Annotated in this window: 18 protein-coding genes; 14 read left to right on the top strand and 4 right to left on the bottom strand. The window is 33.6% G+C overall.

Annotation, left to right across the window (positions count from 1 at the left end):
• The first annotated feature begins 35 nt into the window (after nucleotides 1-35).
• On the top strand, nucleotides 36-191 hold the full coding sequence (locus EDD66_RS12315; RefSeq protein ID WP_123609893.1) for a rubredoxin: 156 nt from the start codon (nucleotides 36-38) through the stop codon (nucleotides 189-191).
• A gap of 128 nt (nucleotides 192-319) precedes the next feature.
• Here EDD66_RS12315 and EDD66_RS12310 read toward each other — a convergent pair whose 3' ends face one another.
• A complete protein-coding gene (locus EDD66_RS12310) occupies nucleotides 320-859 on the bottom strand; it encodes a rubrerythrin family protein (protein WP_123609892.1) in 540 nt (179 codons plus the stop codon).
• Nucleotides 860-1093: 234 nt separating this feature from the next.
• Between EDD66_RS12310 and putP the strand changes: the two genes are divergently transcribed.
• From putP to EDD66_RS12270, 8 genes are all read left to right on the top strand, one after another.
• Entirely contained in the window at nucleotides 1094-2653 is a 1560-nt protein-coding gene (gene putP / locus EDD66_RS12305; protein WP_123609891.1) for a sodium/proline symporter PutP, read from the top strand.
• Nucleotides 2654-2793: 140 nt separating this feature from the next.
• Nucleotides 2794-3711: a nucleotidyltransferase family protein gene (locus EDD66_RS12300; protein ID WP_123609890.1), complete on the top strand. Its 918-nt coding sequence runs from the start codon at nucleotides 2794-2796 to the stop codon at nucleotides 3709-3711.
• A gap of 14 nt (nucleotides 3712-3725) precedes the next feature.
• Nucleotides 3726-4484, top strand: a complete 759-nt coding sequence (locus EDD66_RS12295) for an SDR family NAD(P)-dependent oxidoreductase (RefSeq protein WP_123609889.1) — start codon at nucleotides 3726-3728, stop codon at nucleotides 4482-4484.
• A gap of 95 nt (nucleotides 4485-4579) precedes the next feature.
• Nucleotides 4580-4924 (top strand): DUF4234 domain-containing protein, encoded by a 345-nt coding sequence (locus tag EDD66_RS12290; RefSeq protein ID WP_123609888.1) that lies wholly within the window; start codon nucleotides 4580-4582, stop codon nucleotides 4922-4924.
• 177 nt (nucleotides 4925-5101) lie between these two features.
• A complete protein-coding gene (locus EDD66_RS12285; protein WP_123609887.1) occupies nucleotides 5102-5419 on the top strand; it encodes a PadR family transcriptional regulator in 318 nt (105 codons plus the stop codon).
• Entirely contained in the window at nucleotides 5419-6165 is a 747-nt protein-coding gene (locus EDD66_RS12280; protein ID WP_123609886.1) for a DUF1700 domain-containing protein, read from the top strand. The genes EDD66_RS12285 and EDD66_RS12280 overlap by 1 nt, the downstream gene beginning before the upstream one ends.
• Nucleotides 6162-7085 (top strand): DUF4097 family beta strand repeat-containing protein, encoded by a 924-nt coding sequence (locus EDD66_RS12275; protein WP_123609885.1) that lies wholly within the window; start codon nucleotides 6162-6164, stop codon nucleotides 7083-7085. Before EDD66_RS12280 ends, EDD66_RS12275 begins: the two co-directional genes overlap by 4 nt.
• A gap of 16 nt (nucleotides 7086-7101) precedes the next feature.
• Nucleotides 7102-7296, top strand: a complete 195-nt coding sequence (locus tag EDD66_RS12270) for a PspC domain-containing protein (protein ID WP_123609884.1) — start codon at nucleotides 7102-7104, stop codon at nucleotides 7294-7296.
• 69 nt (nucleotides 7297-7365) lie between these two features.
• Here EDD66_RS12270 and EDD66_RS12265 read toward each other — a convergent pair whose 3' ends face one another.
• Complete coding sequence (locus tag EDD66_RS12265; protein WP_123609883.1) at nucleotides 7366-7734, bottom strand: response regulator; 369 nt, start codon at nucleotides 7732-7734, stop codon at nucleotides 7366-7368.
• 33 nt (nucleotides 7735-7767) lie between these two features.
• Nucleotides 7768-8658 carry a chemotaxis protein CheX gene (locus EDD66_RS12260; RefSeq protein WP_123609882.1) on the bottom strand — a complete coding sequence of 297 codons (891 nt, stop codon included), beginning with the start codon at nucleotides 8656-8658 and terminating at the stop codon, nucleotides 7768-7770.
• A gap of 309 nt (nucleotides 8659-8967) precedes the next feature.
• Here EDD66_RS12260 and argS point away from each other — a divergent pair, with 309 nt between their 5' ends.
• The 3 genes from argS (at nucleotide 8968) to EDD66_RS18485 (ending at nucleotide 12401) form a co-directional block, all read left to right on the top strand.
• Nucleotides 8968-10740 carry an arginine--tRNA ligase gene (gene argS, locus EDD66_RS12255; RefSeq protein WP_123609881.1) on the top strand — a complete coding sequence of 591 codons (1773 nt, stop codon included), beginning with the start codon at nucleotides 8968-8970 and terminating at the stop codon, nucleotides 10738-10740.
• A 53-nt stretch (nucleotides 10741-10793) separates the two neighbouring features.
• Nucleotides 10794-12107 carry an ATP-binding protein gene (locus EDD66_RS12250; RefSeq protein ID WP_123609880.1) on the top strand — a complete coding sequence of 438 codons (1314 nt, stop codon included), beginning with the start codon at nucleotides 10794-10796 and terminating at the stop codon, nucleotides 12105-12107.
• A gap of 132 nt (nucleotides 12108-12239) precedes the next feature.
• On the top strand, nucleotides 12240-12401 hold the full coding sequence (locus EDD66_RS18485) for a hypothetical protein (protein WP_170164344.1): 162 nt from the start codon (nucleotides 12240-12242) through the stop codon (nucleotides 12399-12401).
• A 163-nt stretch (nucleotides 12402-12564) separates the two neighbouring features.
• On the opposite strand, the gene EDD66_RS12245 is transcribed toward EDD66_RS18485, so the two are convergent.
• Nucleotides 12565-13269 carry a FadR/GntR family transcriptional regulator gene (locus EDD66_RS12245; protein WP_123609879.1) on the bottom strand — a complete coding sequence of 235 codons (705 nt, stop codon included), beginning with the start codon at nucleotides 13267-13269 and terminating at the stop codon, nucleotides 12565-12567.
• 220 nt (nucleotides 13270-13489) lie between these two features.
• Between EDD66_RS12245 and EDD66_RS12240 the strand changes: the two genes are divergently transcribed.
• Together EDD66_RS12240 and hypB are read left to right on the top strand one after the other, a co-directional pair.
• On the top strand, nucleotides 13490-14470 hold the full coding sequence (locus EDD66_RS12240) for a DUF5692 family protein (RefSeq protein WP_123609878.1): 981 nt from the start codon (nucleotides 13490-13492) through the stop codon (nucleotides 14468-14470).
• Between the two features lie 91 nt (nucleotides 14471-14561).
• Entirely contained in the window at nucleotides 14562-15233 is a 672-nt protein-coding gene (gene hypB, locus EDD66_RS12235) for a hydrogenase nickel incorporation protein HypB (RefSeq protein ID WP_123609877.1), read from the top strand.
• The last annotated feature ends 26 nt before the right edge of the window (nucleotides 15234-15259 follow it).

The following is a 15259-nucleotide window of genomic DNA, read 5'->3' as shown; positions in this document are numbered from 1 at the left end:
TACTTATTTTTTCCAAATTAAAGGAGGTAGTAATTATGAAACAATATGAATGTCCTTGTGGATATGTGTATGACCCAGCAGTAGGTGATCCAGATAGTGGTATTGCACCAGGTACTCCTTGGGAAGAAGTTCCAGAAGATTGGGTTTGCCCGGTTTGTGGATTAGATAAAGCTTCTTTTACAGAACTATAATAACTTTATTTTAATGTGATTATTCACATTCGATGAAAAATGCTACATATGCATTGTTATCAATTAAAAAATAGGGCTGCCGCATTAAATTATGCGGCGCCCTTTTCACATTAGCGATGTTTATCAAGCTAGTAATTGTCTTCTCTAATTTCAAAATAGGAATGTGGATAACCACATATTGGACATTTGTGAGGTGCACAATCGCAGTATTCCATATGTCCACAGTTGGTACAGATCCAGGTAACTTTAGTGCTTTTACAAAATACAGTATCTTTTTTGATATTTTTTGATAATTTTTGAAACTGATTTTCATGATTCCCTTCAATTTTAGCTACGCCATTAAATAGTTCTGCAATTTCCAGATATCCTTCATCTCTTGCGACATTTGCATAATTACGATACATTTTACTTGCAATATAATGTTCTCTTGCAGCGGCTTCTTTTAAGTTTTCATAAGTAGATGGGACTTCGCCGCATTTCAGGCATTTTAGCCAGATTTTAGCGTGTTCTTGTTCATTCCATGCGGTTTCATCAAATATATTACCAATTTGTTCATAACCATCCTCCCGTGCCTTTATACTATAAATCTTATATTTTGAACTTGCTTTTAATTCGCCATCAAAAGCAGAGAGTAAGTTATTATAAGTTTTACTGCGTCGAAAATCCAAAACAGACCCTCCTTAGATACTTATTTCACTGATTATTATATTCTATGTAATTTTTTGTAGGGTTGTGCTGAAATAGATGTATAAGTGACTTGATATTCATATGAAAAATAGAATAATTATAATTTGTTTAAGAATATATATACAATATACTTGTGAAAGCAGGAGGATTCTGTTATAATCGGTGTCAATATATCTTTAATTTATCTGATAAATATAAATAATGGAGGACGAAAAATGAATGCAGGAACCTTACAAATATTTATTACCATGAGCTGCTATATGGCATTAGTAATTGGAATTGGTCTGTTTTATGCTAAGAGAGCGAATACGAATTCTGAGAACTATTTCCTGGGGGGAAGATCACTAGGTCCGTGGGTTGCTGCCATGAGTGCAGAAGCATCTGATATGAGTGGATGGCTTCTTATGGGATTACCTGGAGTAGCGTATTGGTCAGGATTAAGCGATGCAATATGGACAGCGATTGGTCTTTTGGCAGGAACATATATAAATTGGTTAATTGTAGCAAACAGATTACATGGATATTCTATTGTGGCAGGAGATTCTATCACTATTCCAGACTTTTTCAGTAATCGTTTCAAAGAGCAGAAAAAGATAATCATGACAATTTCTGCAGTTTTTATTCTAGTATTCTTTACAATTTATGCAGCCAGTTGTTTTGTAACTGTTGGTAAATTATTTAATTCTTTATTTGGTTTTTCTTATCATTCATTGATGATTGCAGGTGCCATATTTGTTATTATCTATACTTTTCTAGGTGGATTTTTAGCTGAAAGTGTATCAGATTTTATGCAGGCAATTGTAATGATACTGGCCCTTATACTTATTTTAATCACCTCAGTTGTATATGCAGGAGGTATTGGTGCAGTTATTGATAATTTAAAGGAGATTCCGGGATTTCTTACTTTCTTTGGAATATCTTCTCCTGAAGTTCTTGATGGAGTTCAACAAGTGAATGGAAATGCAGCAATTTTTGGTGAAGCAAAAACATATGGTCTCATTACCATATTATCAACACTTTCCTGGGGACTGGGCTATTTTGGAGTTCCTCAGGTATTATTACGTTTTATGGCAATCAGAAAACATTCTGAAATTAAGAAATCAAGGAGAATTGCAACTATTTGGTGTGCTATCTCTTTATTTGCAGCAGTATGCATTGGATTAATTGGCAGGTCCATTTATCCGACTCTTTTACTGACGCCAAGTGATGCGGAAAGTATTTTTATCTCAATGTCCACGAGATTATTGCCAACGCTCCTGGCAGGTCTGGCAATGGCTGGTATCCTTGCTGCAACGATCAGCTCTTCCGATTCTTATCTATTAATTGCTTCTTCTGCATTCTCTAAAAATATTTATCAGGGAATATTGAAGAAGAATGCTACTGATAAAGAAGTTATGAATGTATCACGTATTGTATTATTAATCGCTGCGCTCATTGGTATCATTATCGCTTTGGATGAAAACAGTGTGATATTTACTGTGGTATCCTTTGCGTGGGCAGGGTTTGGTGCTACCTTTGGGCCTATTATGCTATTCTCTTTATTCTGGAAGAGAACTACAAAAGAGGGTGCTGTGGCAGGTATGTTGTCAGGAGCAATGATGGTATTCTTATGGAAATTAGTGATTAAACCAATAGGGGGAATTTTTGGCATATATGAATTGCTGCCTGCATTTATAGTTTCCTGTATAGTAATTATTGTTGTTTCATTAGTAACAAAAGAGCCATCGAAAGAAATTCAGGATGAATTTCAACAGGCAAGAGTATATGTTGATTGATTATAATTGACATTTTTATTCTATCTTTGTAAAATAAATATAAGATTTATCTGATTAAATAGGGGAAAGTGAATTTAAATCGCTTTCCCCTTACATATATTAGATTAGGTTAGATAATTGTGAATATCTGGAGGTATAATATGAAAGAACCAGTATTGGTAATAATGGCAGCGGGAATGGGCAGCAGATACGGTGGATTAAAGCAGATTGATCCAGTGGATGAACAAGGTCATATGATTATTGATTTTTCCATTTATGATGCAATTCGTGCAGGATTCAAAAAGATTCTCTTTATTATAAAAAAAGAAATAGAAGAAACATTTAAAGAATCCATAGGAGAAAGATTATCAAAGCATATCGAAGTAGAATATGTTTATCAGGATATTAACAATCTGCCAGTTGGATTTCGGGTGCCGGAAGGAAGGAAAAAACCTTGGGGAACCGGCCATGCAGTTCTAAGTTGTCTTGGTAAAATAGATGGACCATTTGCAGTAATCAATGCAGATGATTATTATGGAAAACATGCATTTTCCCTGATCTATAATTATCTGATCAGAGCAAAGGATGAAGAAAAATATCAATATGCCATGGTTGGATATATACTAAGTAATACATTAACTGATTATGGATATGTAGCCAGAGGTGTTTGCCAAATCAATTCTGATTCGTCTCTGATTGGGATTCGTGAAAGAACACATATTGAAAAGAAGAACGGGAAAGCGTATTATACAGAAGATGATGGAAAAACTTTTAATGAGATCTCAATGGATAGCACAGTTTCAATGAATATGTGGGGATTTACCCCAAGCATTTTAGAGGAATTAAATATAAGATTCCGATTATTTCTACAGGAGAATATAAAAAGCAACCCGTTAAAGGCAGAGTACTTTTTGCCTAATGTGGTTGGAGATCTTATTAATGAAAGCAAAGCAGGGGTTCAGGTTTTAAAAACTCCGGATAAATGGTATGGTGTTACTTATAAAGAAGATAAGGAAGAAGTAGTAAAAGCAATAGCCAGATTAAAAGAGGAAGGGATTTATCCGACCCATCTATGGTAATACGGAGGTAGAATATGTATGTATTAATTACAGGTGCTTCAAGTGGCATTGGTCTAGAAATTGCCAAATTACTGGCAAAAAAGGAATATGACCTGATTTTAGTTGCCAGGCGAAAGAATCGATTATTGGGTTTAAAAAAGCAATTAGAAGCAAGATATAAGGTCAAGGTAATTACGAAAGAATGCGATTTGTCTGAGGAAGAAAATTGCTATCAATTATTTGAAGAAATCAAAAACTTAGATATTACAGTACTGATAAATAATGCGGGATTTGGTAAAATTGGATATTTTGAAAACATATCATTAGAAAATGAACTTGATATGATTCGTACCAATATTATTGCACCTCATATTCTAACCAAGTTATTTATAAAAGTGAAACAAAAAGGGTTTATACTTAATGTGGCAAGTATGGCAGGTTTTCAGCCAGGGCCAGTCATGGCAACTTATGGTGCTACAAAAGCTTACCTTTTAAATCTTAGTCTTTCCATAAATTATGAGCTGCAAAGAAGTAATAAGAATATTCATATTACAACTCTTTGTCCGGGACCTGTGGATACCGAATTTAATAAAGTGGCAAATGCAGATTTTAATTTAAGTTCAATTACTGCAAGACAATGTGCAAAAGAAGCAATTAGGGGATTGTTTCAAAGAAAAGAATTAGTGGTTCCAGGTATGAATATGAAATTATTAAGGATAGCATCAAAATTTGCACCTCTTAAAATCATTCTGCCAATGGAATTCAGAATACAGACTAAGAAAACAAACCTTTGATACCGAAATATAGTAATATTTTGCTATTCGGCATATATTGACAAAGTGCTATTATAATTATAATATAAAATGGTACGTAGAAAGGGGATTTAAGGATGAAACAAAGAGACATAGCAATTAGTGTTATTTTATCAATTATCACATGTGGTATCTATGGAATATATTGGATGATTGTTCTGACCGATGATATTGCAAAAGCAAGTGATGATTATTCAGTTAGTGGTGGTATGGCTTTTCTATTAAGTCTTATCACATGTGGAATTTATTCAATCTATTGGGCATATAAAATGGGACAGAACATTACAATAGCAAAACAAAAGAGAGGAATGGATACGAACGGACAAGATATGTCCATTATTTATCTGTTACTTCAAGTATTTGGTCTCGGAATTGTTAACTATTGTTTAATGCAATCAGAATTAAATAAAATGGATCTATAACGAAAGATTAACGCAGAAAAAGAGTGCTCACGTTTGAGCATTCTTTTTTAATGCAGCAGGAAAGACAGATAAAATATATTTTTATAAGTTTCCATTTTATATTATTGACATATAATATTATATGATGTATAGTATTGATAACAAAATAATATTATATCAATAAAAGGAGATGTTCGGATGATATTCAATACTGGAGCAGCACTACTGGATGCAATTGTTTTGGCAGTTGTTTCAAAGGATAGTGAAGGCACCTATGGTTATAAAATAACCCAGGATGTTAGAGAAGCGATAGACGTATCAGAATCCACCCTTTATCCAGTCCTAAGGCGCTTACAAAAGGATAACTGCCTTGAAGTTTATGATATGGAGTACGGAGGAAGAAATAGACGTTATTATAAAGTAACAGCCAAAGGAATGGTTCAGCTTAAATTATATTATGAAGAATGGAAGAGCTATTCTAAAAAAATCAATAAAATGTTCGAGGGGGTAGAATAATGACCAAAATAGAATTCATGAACCAACTGGAAGAATTATTAAGGGACCTTCCGTCAGAAGAAAGGGAAGCGGCTTTAACATATTATGATGATTACTTCGAAGATGCTGGTCCTGATAATACAGATGCAGTTATCAGTGAATTAGGTTCACCGGAAAGGATTGCAGCATTTATCAAATCAGATCTAAATGATAATTCTTTTAAAGACTCTGAAAAATTTATTTATACAGAGAATGGGTATAAAGATACTACAATTGAAGAAGATCGCTATGAAGTTGTGAGCAATGATTACCAGGAATTTGAAGAGGAGAAATCTTCTGCTGATAGTGAAAGCAAAACCACTTATAGTAAAGTGACCGGTAAGGATAACAATAATACTTCTAAAATACTATTAATCATTATTATTTGTATTGTTGCAATACCGTTGGGTGTCCCTGTTCTGGGAACTGCCTTTGGTCTGATCGTCGGTATATTAGCAACCATATTTGGTTTATTTGTTGCATTAGTAGCCATTGCAGGATCCTTTTTAATAGGTGGCCTGGTATTATTTATAGCAGGTGTGGTGCAATTATTTATTACACCAATCAATGGAATACTAATGTGTGGCGCGGGGCTGATCCTGTTTGGTTTAGGCACTCTTGGTGCTATATTGACAATGTTAGTATGCACCAAAGTAATACCTGTTATGGTAAGAGGAATTGTGGACTTATGCAGAAAACTATTTAAAAAGAGGGGGACGACACAATGAAATCATTTTATAAAGTATGTGCTAAAGTAGCATTAGGGCTTATTGGCATAGGTATCATTCTTACAATTATCGGTATCACCTCAGGTGCATCATGGTATAGTTTAAATGTAGGACCTTTCAGGATACATGACAGAATAATTAACAGAGATAATAACAATAATAATATAAATGATAATAATTCAAATAACTCAAGCGATTCTTTAAAAGAAACTTATAGTGGTGTAAAATCTGTTGATATTGATATTCACTATGGAGAAGTATTGATAAAAAAAGGTGAGGAATTTGCAATTGAATCTAAGAATATAAGTCGGAATAATTTGAAAAGCTATATGGATGGAGACACTTGGAGAGTGGAAGATAAGAGTAATTATAATATAAACTTCTTTGGAATCCATATAGGAAATGATGGCATAGATATTAATAATAGAAAGTCATCTATAACAATTTTCATACCAGAAAATTTTAATGGTGAGAAAATTAATATCAGTCTGGGGGCAGGTGAAATCGAAATTGATGAGATATCAGGAGATGAAGTCACTTTTGATGTTGGCGCAGGCAGAATGCAGGTAAATAAACTTGTGGCATATAAGGAAGCTGATTTAACCGTTGGTGCCGGAAAAATTAATATTGATAATATTCAAGCCGAAGAAACGGATATTGAATGCGGAATGGGTAACATAACAATTAAGGGTGTGATAGCAGGTGATAGCAATGTTGAATGTGGTGTCGGACAGATAAGTATGTATCTGGATGGACAAGAGGAAGATTACAATTATTATATTGATTCTGGTGTCGGAAATGTTATAATTAATGATGATGAATATACATTTACCAGTTCAACAAAGAAAGTTAACGACAATGCAGAGTTCGACTTTAATATAAATTGTGGAGTCGGCAATGTAACCATTAAAGTAGATTAGGAAGGAGTATGATATTATGGGACCAAAAAAACTTTACAGATCTGAAACTAATAAAATGTTATGCGGTGTTTGTGGAGGATTAGCAGATTATCTTAATTTAGATGCGACAATCGTCAGATTATTATTTGTCTTATTTGGTTGCACCGGTACAGGTATCGTAGCTTATGTAGTCGCTGCAATTATCATGCCAACAGAATCAAATATAGTGTAATATGAAATATTATGTTTATATAGAAAAACCGGAGAAACTTTATTGATTCTCCGGTTTTATCTATTATGTTCAATTTTTTTCATCTGCTACTTTAGAAATGATTGAAATAATTTGTTCTGGTTCAAATGGTTTGGAAATATATTCTGTAGCACCATGTTTTAATGCATCCACCATTTTATTCTTTTGACCAGCTGCGGTCACCATAACCACTTTTGCCTTTTCATCTTCATTCATGATCAGCTTTAATGCTTCCAGTCCATCAAGTACAGGCATTGTAATATCTAAAGTCGTAATATCTGGGCGAAGTTCTTTAAATTTAGCAATACCATCTTCCCCATTCACAGCTTCACCTACTATAACATGTCCCTCTGCTTCCAGTAAATTTCTAAGAATTTTCCTTGAAGTTTTAGAATCATCTATTATAAGTATATTAGCCATCTCATATCCCTCCTATAATTTAATTATAAATGTTTATTGTATTACATCAATTGCATTATCCATTGATAATAATAAATCAACTTCATTTCCACTGATCACAACCGGTATAACATAGATATTACCGTTTGCAATTAATTTCTGGCCTGCATATGAAACAGGTGGTAATAAATCAATATCAATATCTTCATCACTTAGCTTTGATGCAAATAAACCATTTATGCAATTTATAAACTCACAGATTGAATCAAAAGCGTCTTCATCGACTTCACTAAAGTTTTCTTTTGCGAAAGGATTTGCAATAGAAAGTAATGAATCATCTTTACCGGCAAAACCAAACAATATATTATGTTCTCCTTTTAAGAATTGGCTTGCTAAATTATCAAAAGAATATTCTGTAACAGAATAGTATTTCTTGATCAAAATCTGATTATCAATAAAACGGATAATATTACGAAGTGCCAAGCCTATATGATCATTACATAATGGATTGTCAGTAGTAGTGAAAATTGGGGCAATTCGATCTATATCGCCGCTTTTTATAGCTTCCAGATTATCATCAGATAAAAGGTTCTCTTCTTGATATCCCTTCACATATTTTTCAATATCCGATTGTGTCATATCTGTTTTGTCTATTAATGCCTGAACAAATTGATGATACGGGCTGCCCTGCAGATTTAATAAGAAATCAACCTGTTCCTCTGTTAAATATCCATGTTCAATAGCAATATCACCAAATCTTTTATCCATTTTGATCTGCAGGTTATTAATCTCATCTGCCTGTCTGCTGGTTAAAAGTTTTTCTGTAATAGCTATAGTACCTAATTTAACTCTTAATGTTTTCTGATATTCAACAATCATATCTAGTTGGGATTTTGTAATAAGATTATTTTTTACAAGATAATCCCCTAAAAAATGTCCGAACATGTTATGTCTCCTTTCGCTATGAGAAATATATTATATATAATATACACTATTTGTTATAAAAAATATAGGGTTTTATGACAAAAAATATAATTTCTTAGTAAATTGTTATATTTTATTAAAAGTATGTATAAATATTGTAAATGTTATCAGCTTCATAACTGGTACTTAATCAGGCGAATCGTCATTGACAAGTAAAAATGGAACTTATATAATAAGCAATAAAAGATAAATAATAAATAAATACAATATTAAATGAAAATTCATTAATAATAAATGTTTATTTATGCTAAGCAAGCCTTGGAGGAAACGATGAAGAAAATAATCGATTTAATTTCAAATGAAATCAAAGAAGCATTTGACAAATGCGGATATGACAAAGAATATGGCATGGTCACACTATCTAACAGACCGGATTTATGTCAGTATCAATGTAATGGAGCCCTGGCAGCTGCCAAAGCATACAAGAAGGCACCTATCGTTATTGCCAATGAAGTGGTAGATATATTATCTGAAAGTAATACATTTAAAGATATTCTAGCGATTATGCCAGGATTTATTAATATTACAATAAGTGAAGAGTTTCTGGGAAATTATATAAATGAAATGAAAACTGCTGATTATTTTGGCTGTGAAAAAACTGTTTCACCGAAAACAATTGTGATTGATTACGGCGGACCTAATGTTGCAAAACCTCTTCATGTAGGTCATCTTCGTTCTGCCATTATTGGTGAAAGTGTGAAAAGAATAGCAAGATTTCTTGGACATAATGTAATCGGAGATGTTCATCTTGGAGACTGGGGATTACAAATGGGCCTGATCATTACTGAGTTAAAGAAACGTAAGCCGGAACTGGTGTATTTTGATGAAAGCTTTGAAGGTGAATATCCGGCAGAGGCTCCTTTTACCATCTCAGAACTTGAGGAAATCTATCCGGCAGCCAATGAATATTCCAAGTCACATCCAGAATATAAGGAAGAAGCCAAGAATGCAACTTTCCTGCTTCAAAATGGGAACAAAGGATATGTTGCTTTGTGGAATCATATTTTAAATGTATCTATTACGGATTTGAAGAAGAACTATGAAAATTTGAATGTTGAATTTGATCTTTGGAAGAAAGAAAGCGATGCCCAGGAGTATATCCCGGATATGGTGGAATATCTAAAAGAGAGCGGACATGCAAGAATAAGCGAAGGTGCTTTGGTTGTAGATGTAAAGGAAGAGACAGATACAAAAGAAATGCCTCCTTGCATGATCTTAAAATCAGACGGAGCTACCTTATATAACACAACAGATCTTGCAACTATGGTAGAACGCAAAAAATTATTTCAGCCAGATGGAATCATATATGTTGTAGATAAAAGACAGGAGCTATATTTTACCCAGGTCTTCAGATGTGCCAAGAAAACCGGATTATTAGATACAGAGGTAGATTTAACGTTCTTAGGATTTGGTACCATGAATGGGAAAGATGGCAAGCCATTTAAAACAAGAGATGGCGGAGTCATGAGACTTGAAAATCTAATATCTTTGGTAAATGAAGAAGTATATAAGATGATTATGAGTAATCGTGAGATGCCTGAAGAAGAAGCAAAGGATATTGCTAAGAAAGTGGCACTGGCGGCAATAAAATATGGAGACTTATCCAATCAGGTATCAAAAGATTATATCTTTGATATTGAACGATTTACTTCTTTTGAAGGGAATACCGGTCCATATATCCTTTATACCATCGTCCGCATTAAATCAATTCTTAACAAATATAAAGAAATAACAGGAAAAGAAATAAAAGAGGATATTAAGATCATGCCGCCTTCAAGTGAAAGCGAGACAGCTCTTATGCTTGAAATAAGTAAGCTTAATGAAACCATATATAATGCATTTGCAGAAAATGCACCAAACAGGGTATGTCAGTATATTTATGATCTGGCGAATGCCTTTAATAAGTTTTATCACGGCAACAAAATCATTTCAGAAGAAAATCCAGAGAGAAGAGATTCATGGATCTCTCTTATTACACTCGCTTATGGTATTCTGAATACCTGTATTGAGCTGCTTGGATTTGAGGCTCCAGAACGTATGTAAATTTATTAATTAATTCATATTTAATATGAGTACAAGAAACGAAGGTTGATAAGATGTATAAATTAACATCAAAGTTAGTAATCTACAGAGATTTTGGTAAGGATTGTATCTTATTAAATCTTGCGGATATCATGAAAGATTATGAGCACGATCATGGGAAGAAAGAAGATATTATCACTAGAATTTATGAACAGATTCATAAGCTGCTTGATATAGCAACAATTTATGGATTTGATGAAAATTTATGGCATAATTATTTAAGCTACCTGATTGCAACCAATGAAAATCCTTTTGCCATTACAAGTGAAAAAGTTGGGGCCAATGAAGGCAGTGTGAATCAATTTGCAAGAAATGATTTTAAAATATTTAAAGCACTTTTTGATTATGATTTTTCAAAAATAGAAGCTGAGTTAGATATTAATTGCTTTCAAATTATTCTAAATTATAAGGCTGTTAAAAAGAGCGGCAAAAGATATAACAAAAGTGTCAGTGATAAAGTAAGGTTATTAAGTAAACAAATCGAAAATAGTAAAGATGAAAATGAAATATTTACAGTCGTGATGAATTTCTATAAAGACTATGGAGTTGGCAAATTTGGTTTAAATAAAGCTTTTCGAATTAAAAAAGAGAAGAATGAAATTGAGTTAGTTCCTATTACGAATACACAGGAGATTCTCCTAAGTGATCTGATTGGATATGAAATCCAAAAGAAAAAATTAGTGGATAATACGAAAGCCTTTGTTGAGGGACGAGAATCCAATAATGTTCTTCTGTTTGGTGATAGTGGTACAGGTAAATCAACAAGTGTAAAAGCTATATTAAACGAATATTATGACCAAGGACTTAGAATGATAGAAATCTATAAGCATCAGTTTGAAGACTTATCAGCGGTAATTGCCAGTGTAAAAGATCGAAATTACAGATTTATTATATATATGGATGATTTATCTTTTGAAGAATTTGAAATCGAATATAAATATCTAAAAGCAGTCATTGAAGGCGGCCTGGAAACAAAGCCAGACAATGTTTTAATTTATGCAACTTCAAATCGAAGACATCTTATAAGAGAGACATGGAGCGACCGCTCTGATATTTCTAAAGATGAGCTGCATCATTCTGATACTATGCAGGAAAAATTATCTCTGGTTGCCAGATTTGGAATTTCTATTAATTATTCCAAACCAACACAAAAAGAATATTTTGAGATAGTGAAAGAATTAGCTAAAAATCATGCAAATATTAAATTGTCAGAGGAAGAATTATGTCGGGAAGCAAATATATGGGAGTTAAGCCATGGTGGAATCTCAGGACGGACGGCACAACAATTTATTAATTATTTAGCAGGGAAAGAAGAAAAGGAAATTTAATTCAGATATGGTTTTGACCGGTTATCAGATAAGAGAGAATAGTCCGTTATTATAAATAGCGGATTATTCTATTTTTTTGTTTGTATCTATATCGAAATATTACACATACTATTCCAGGAAGGAGAATTCTTTATGGAAAATAAAAATTTTGAAGATTTTAATATCGCTAAGATCTCTGAGGAAGATGTTAAAAATATATCTGAATTAGAAAAAACCTTAAGTTCAAAGGCAGAAAATGATATAGTTCTGATTGCATATCAGCCAAAAGATAAAGGGGATTTTGCAAAAAGATAAGATTCTCTGAATATTGAGAAGAACTTTATATTTCTCGAAATATAAAGTTTCTTCTAAATTCCAGAAAATATATTTTGCAAAAGCCCCTTTACCTCATATATAGAAATCTGTGTTACATAGGATAAAATCTTTGTTATAGTGAAAATTTACAGGTAATAAAATGTCAATAATATATTTGATCTTTACCCTGAATGGTATCATATATGGTTTTCTTAGACCAACAGATAGCTCCTTCCACATCTTTCTTTTCAATAAACTGCCAAAGGGTCTCTGTATTTGTAAATAATTTTTCCCGGCCATGGAGAATGCAAAATCTTTCCCAAAGCATAAGCACTGCTTCTTTAAACGAATAATAAACCAGCGGCAAAAGCATATTGCCAGATAGAATGGAAAGCTCATGATGAAATTCGAAGGCTCTTTCACTGGCTTCTTTATTTGTTGAGGATTTTCCAATACCGTCTACATATTTACGAAGAGAGTTTATATCTTTCTCTGTTAGTTTAGGAATGGTCAGTCTGAAGGAAAGTTCACTTAATGCGAGGCGTATTTCAAGGATGGAGCGGATTTCACCAGATCTTAGAACACCACCGTTATATTTAAGTATGGAGATAAGTGTCTCAAGGGTTCCTGTCCGCCGATAGTCTGCTATAAAAGTACCAACACGTGGTTTTATGATCAGAAACCCTTTTCTGGACAATTCCAGAATGCCGCTATTTACAACGGTACGGCTGACTTGCATAGTCTTAGCCATTTCACGTTCCGGAGGCAATTTTTCTCCTACCGCTAATTTTCCAGATAAAATCATTCCTTCTAATTCCTGTACAAATAATTCTTTTAGCGATGGTGCGGATAATTTTGTGAATTCCATATTTTGCTCCTTTCTGTCACTGGTCTGTCCAGGTACCACACTCCAATTATATTGTATCATTTGTCTAAAAACAAGTATGGATTATAATAAAAATGCCGAATAAATTTATAATTATTGACTTTTTTCGAGATTGTTAGATAATAGACATATAGTGGTATATGCATATTGGTATGACCAGATGCAGAACGTATAATGAAGGATAGGGAAAGGGAGCGATAAGATGTTTCGTTTTAATTATGATGCAGGAGCCAGTGCAGTAATGGTCTGGCTTGTGTGGATTTTAGTATTTGCCATATTATTTATAGCAAATGAATTATCAAGAAGATATATATCCGTTGGTTTTATCTGTTTCATAGTATTACCTGGGATTTTATCAGTTTTATGGTTTACCGTTTTAAAAGATACTACATATACAGATTGGTTTCACTTGGCAAAGGTATATTCATCAACAGCCGGCTGCATTGGATTTTGGTGCATAAGACATTTACATGGTACCAGTAAAAAGACCGGAAAAACCTGGAGGTTATCAGAGAATAAATGGGCTTTGTGTTTCCCGCCATTAATTTTAGCAATTAATATTTTAGAAGCAGTAGCCAGAGATATCCAGGTTGGTCTGACTTACCCACAAGGAGGTATCCTTGCGGATGACGCCATGTATGTACTTGGCGGTTCATGGAATTTTATGAATGCAGCAGCAGGGATTTTAAACATTATTACCATTACCGGATGGTTTGGAATCTGTATCCGCAGGGTTACAAAGAAAGATGGCAGCAAAGACATGCTTTGGCCGGATATGCTCTGGTTCTGGATCATTGCATATGATTTGTGGAATTTTGCCTATACATACAACTGTCTGCCGGGTCATGCATGGTATTGCGGATTTGCCTTATTATTAGCTCCGACTTTATGTGCATTTACCATTGGAAAAGGTGCATGGTTACAGCATCGTGCCCAGACATTAGCATTATGGTGCATGTTTGCCCAGACATTCCCGGCATTTATTGATGAGGGCGCATTTGCAGTAGCATCTACATATAATAGAACTCCATTGTTCTTCTGGAGTTTTGCGGCACTTGCTGCCAATATCATTGTTTGTATCTACATGATCTATAAAGCAATAAAAACAAAAAGAAATCCATATACTTCTGAATTATATGTTGACCTGGAGAAATATAAGGAAATAAAAGCATTAGCTGAGTAATCCAAAAGGAGGCTGCAAAACAAAAGAGCATATTATTTGTGTGTTTTGCAATCTCCTTTTTATGTAATAAAGTAAATAGGAGGGAAATTGAATGAGTCAATTTAAAATTTTAGAAATAAAACAGAATGTTTTTGATGACAACAACCGGCAGGCAGAAATTTTAAGAAAAGAACTTAAAAAGAATAAAACTTTTCTATTAAACCTTATGTCTTCCCCTGGCTCAGGGAAAACAACAACATTGGTAAAGACAGTCAATACCTTAAAGGATGAAATGAAAATTGGGGTAATGGAAGCAGATATTGATTCTGATGTGGATGCCCGTACCATCTCTGAAACCGGAGTAAAGGTAATACAGCTTCACACAGGGGGAATGTGTCATCTTGATGCGGATATGACAAAACAAGGCTTAGAGGCTCTGGAGACAGATGAAATAGACTGTGCTATTTTAGAAAATGTAGGAAACCTGGTATGTCCGGCAGAATTTGATACAGGCGCATCAAAAAATGCCATGATTCTCAGTGTTCCGGAAGGAGACGATAAACCGCTAAAATATCCGCTGATGTTTTCTATTGTAGATGTTTTACTAATTAATAAGATCGATGTATTGGATTATTTTGAGTTTGATCTGGAAGCCTGCATAGAACATGCAAAACGTTTAAATCCAAATGTTAAAATTATAACAATTTCGGCTAAAACTGGGGAAGGAATTGAGGAATGGGCGGATTGGCTTCGCAATGAAGTAAAAAAATGGAATGAAAATTAATAAAAACTAAAGGTGGAGGTTTATGG

The sequence above is a fragment of the Mobilisporobacter senegalensis genome (genome assembly GCF_003752155.1).
Taxonomy (GTDB): domain Bacteria; phylum Bacillota; class Clostridia; order Lachnospirales; family Lachnospiraceae; genus Mobilisporobacter; species Mobilisporobacter senegalensis.
This window is presented reverse-complemented; position numbering and strand designations above follow the sequence as displayed.

Bases quoted from the DNA above. Each gene is read 5' to 3' on its own strand.
- EDD66_RS12315 (WP_123609893.1), top strand. From the start codon at position 36: ATGAAACAATATGAATGTCCTTGTGGATATGTGTATGACCCAGCAGTA.
- putP (WP_123609891.1), top strand. From the start codon at position 1,094: ATGAATGCAGGAACCTTACAAATATTTATTACCATGAGCTGCTATATG.
- EDD66_RS12300 (WP_123609890.1), top strand. From the start codon at position 2,794: ATGAAAGAACCAGTATTGGTAATAATGGCAGCGGGAATGGGCAGCAGA.
- EDD66_RS12295 (WP_123609889.1), top strand. From the start codon at position 3,726: ATGTATGTATTAATTACAGGTGCTTCAAGTGGCATTGGTCTAGAAATT.
- EDD66_RS12290 (WP_123609888.1), top strand. From the start codon at position 4,580: ATGAAACAAAGAGACATAGCAATTAGTGTTATTTTATCAATTATCACA.
- EDD66_RS12285 (WP_123609887.1), top strand. From the start codon at position 5,102: ATGATATTCAATACTGGAGCAGCACTACTGGATGCAATTGTTTTGGCA.
- EDD66_RS12280 (WP_123609886.1), top strand. From the start codon at position 5,419: ATGACCAAAATAGAATTCATGAACCAACTGGAAGAATTATTAAGGGAC.
- EDD66_RS12275 (WP_123609885.1), top strand. From the start codon at position 6,162: ATGAAATCATTTTATAAAGTATGTGCTAAAGTAGCATTAGGGCTTATT.
- EDD66_RS12270 (WP_123609884.1), top strand. From the start codon at position 7,102: ATGGGACCAAAAAAACTTTACAGATCTGAAACTAATAAAATGTTATGC.
- EDD66_RS12265 (WP_123609883.1), bottom strand. From the start codon at position 7,734: ATGGCTAATATACTTATAATAGATGATTCTAAAACTTCAAGGAAAATT.
- EDD66_RS12260 (WP_123609882.1), bottom strand. From the start codon at position 8,658: ATGTTCGGACATTTTTTAGGGGATTATCTTGTAAAAAATAATCTTATT.
- argS (WP_123609881.1), top strand. From the start codon at position 8,968: ATGAAGAAAATAATCGATTTAATTTCAAATGAAATCAAAGAAGCATTT.
- EDD66_RS12250 (WP_123609880.1), top strand. From the start codon at position 10,794: ATGTATAAATTAACATCAAAGTTAGTAATCTACAGAGATTTTGGTAAG.
- EDD66_RS18485 (WP_170164344.1), top strand. From the start codon at position 12,240: ATGGAAAATAAAAATTTTGAAGATTTTAATATCGCTAAGATCTCTGAG.
- EDD66_RS12245 (WP_123609879.1), bottom strand. From the start codon at position 13,269: ATGGAATTCACAAAATTATCCGCACCATCGCTAAAAGAATTATTTGTA.
- EDD66_RS12240 (WP_123609878.1), top strand. From the start codon at position 13,490: ATGTTTCGTTTTAATTATGATGCAGGAGCCAGTGCAGTAATGGTCTGG.
- hypB (WP_123609877.1), top strand. From the start codon at position 14,562: ATGAGTCAATTTAAAATTTTAGAAATAAAACAGAATGTTTTTGATGAC.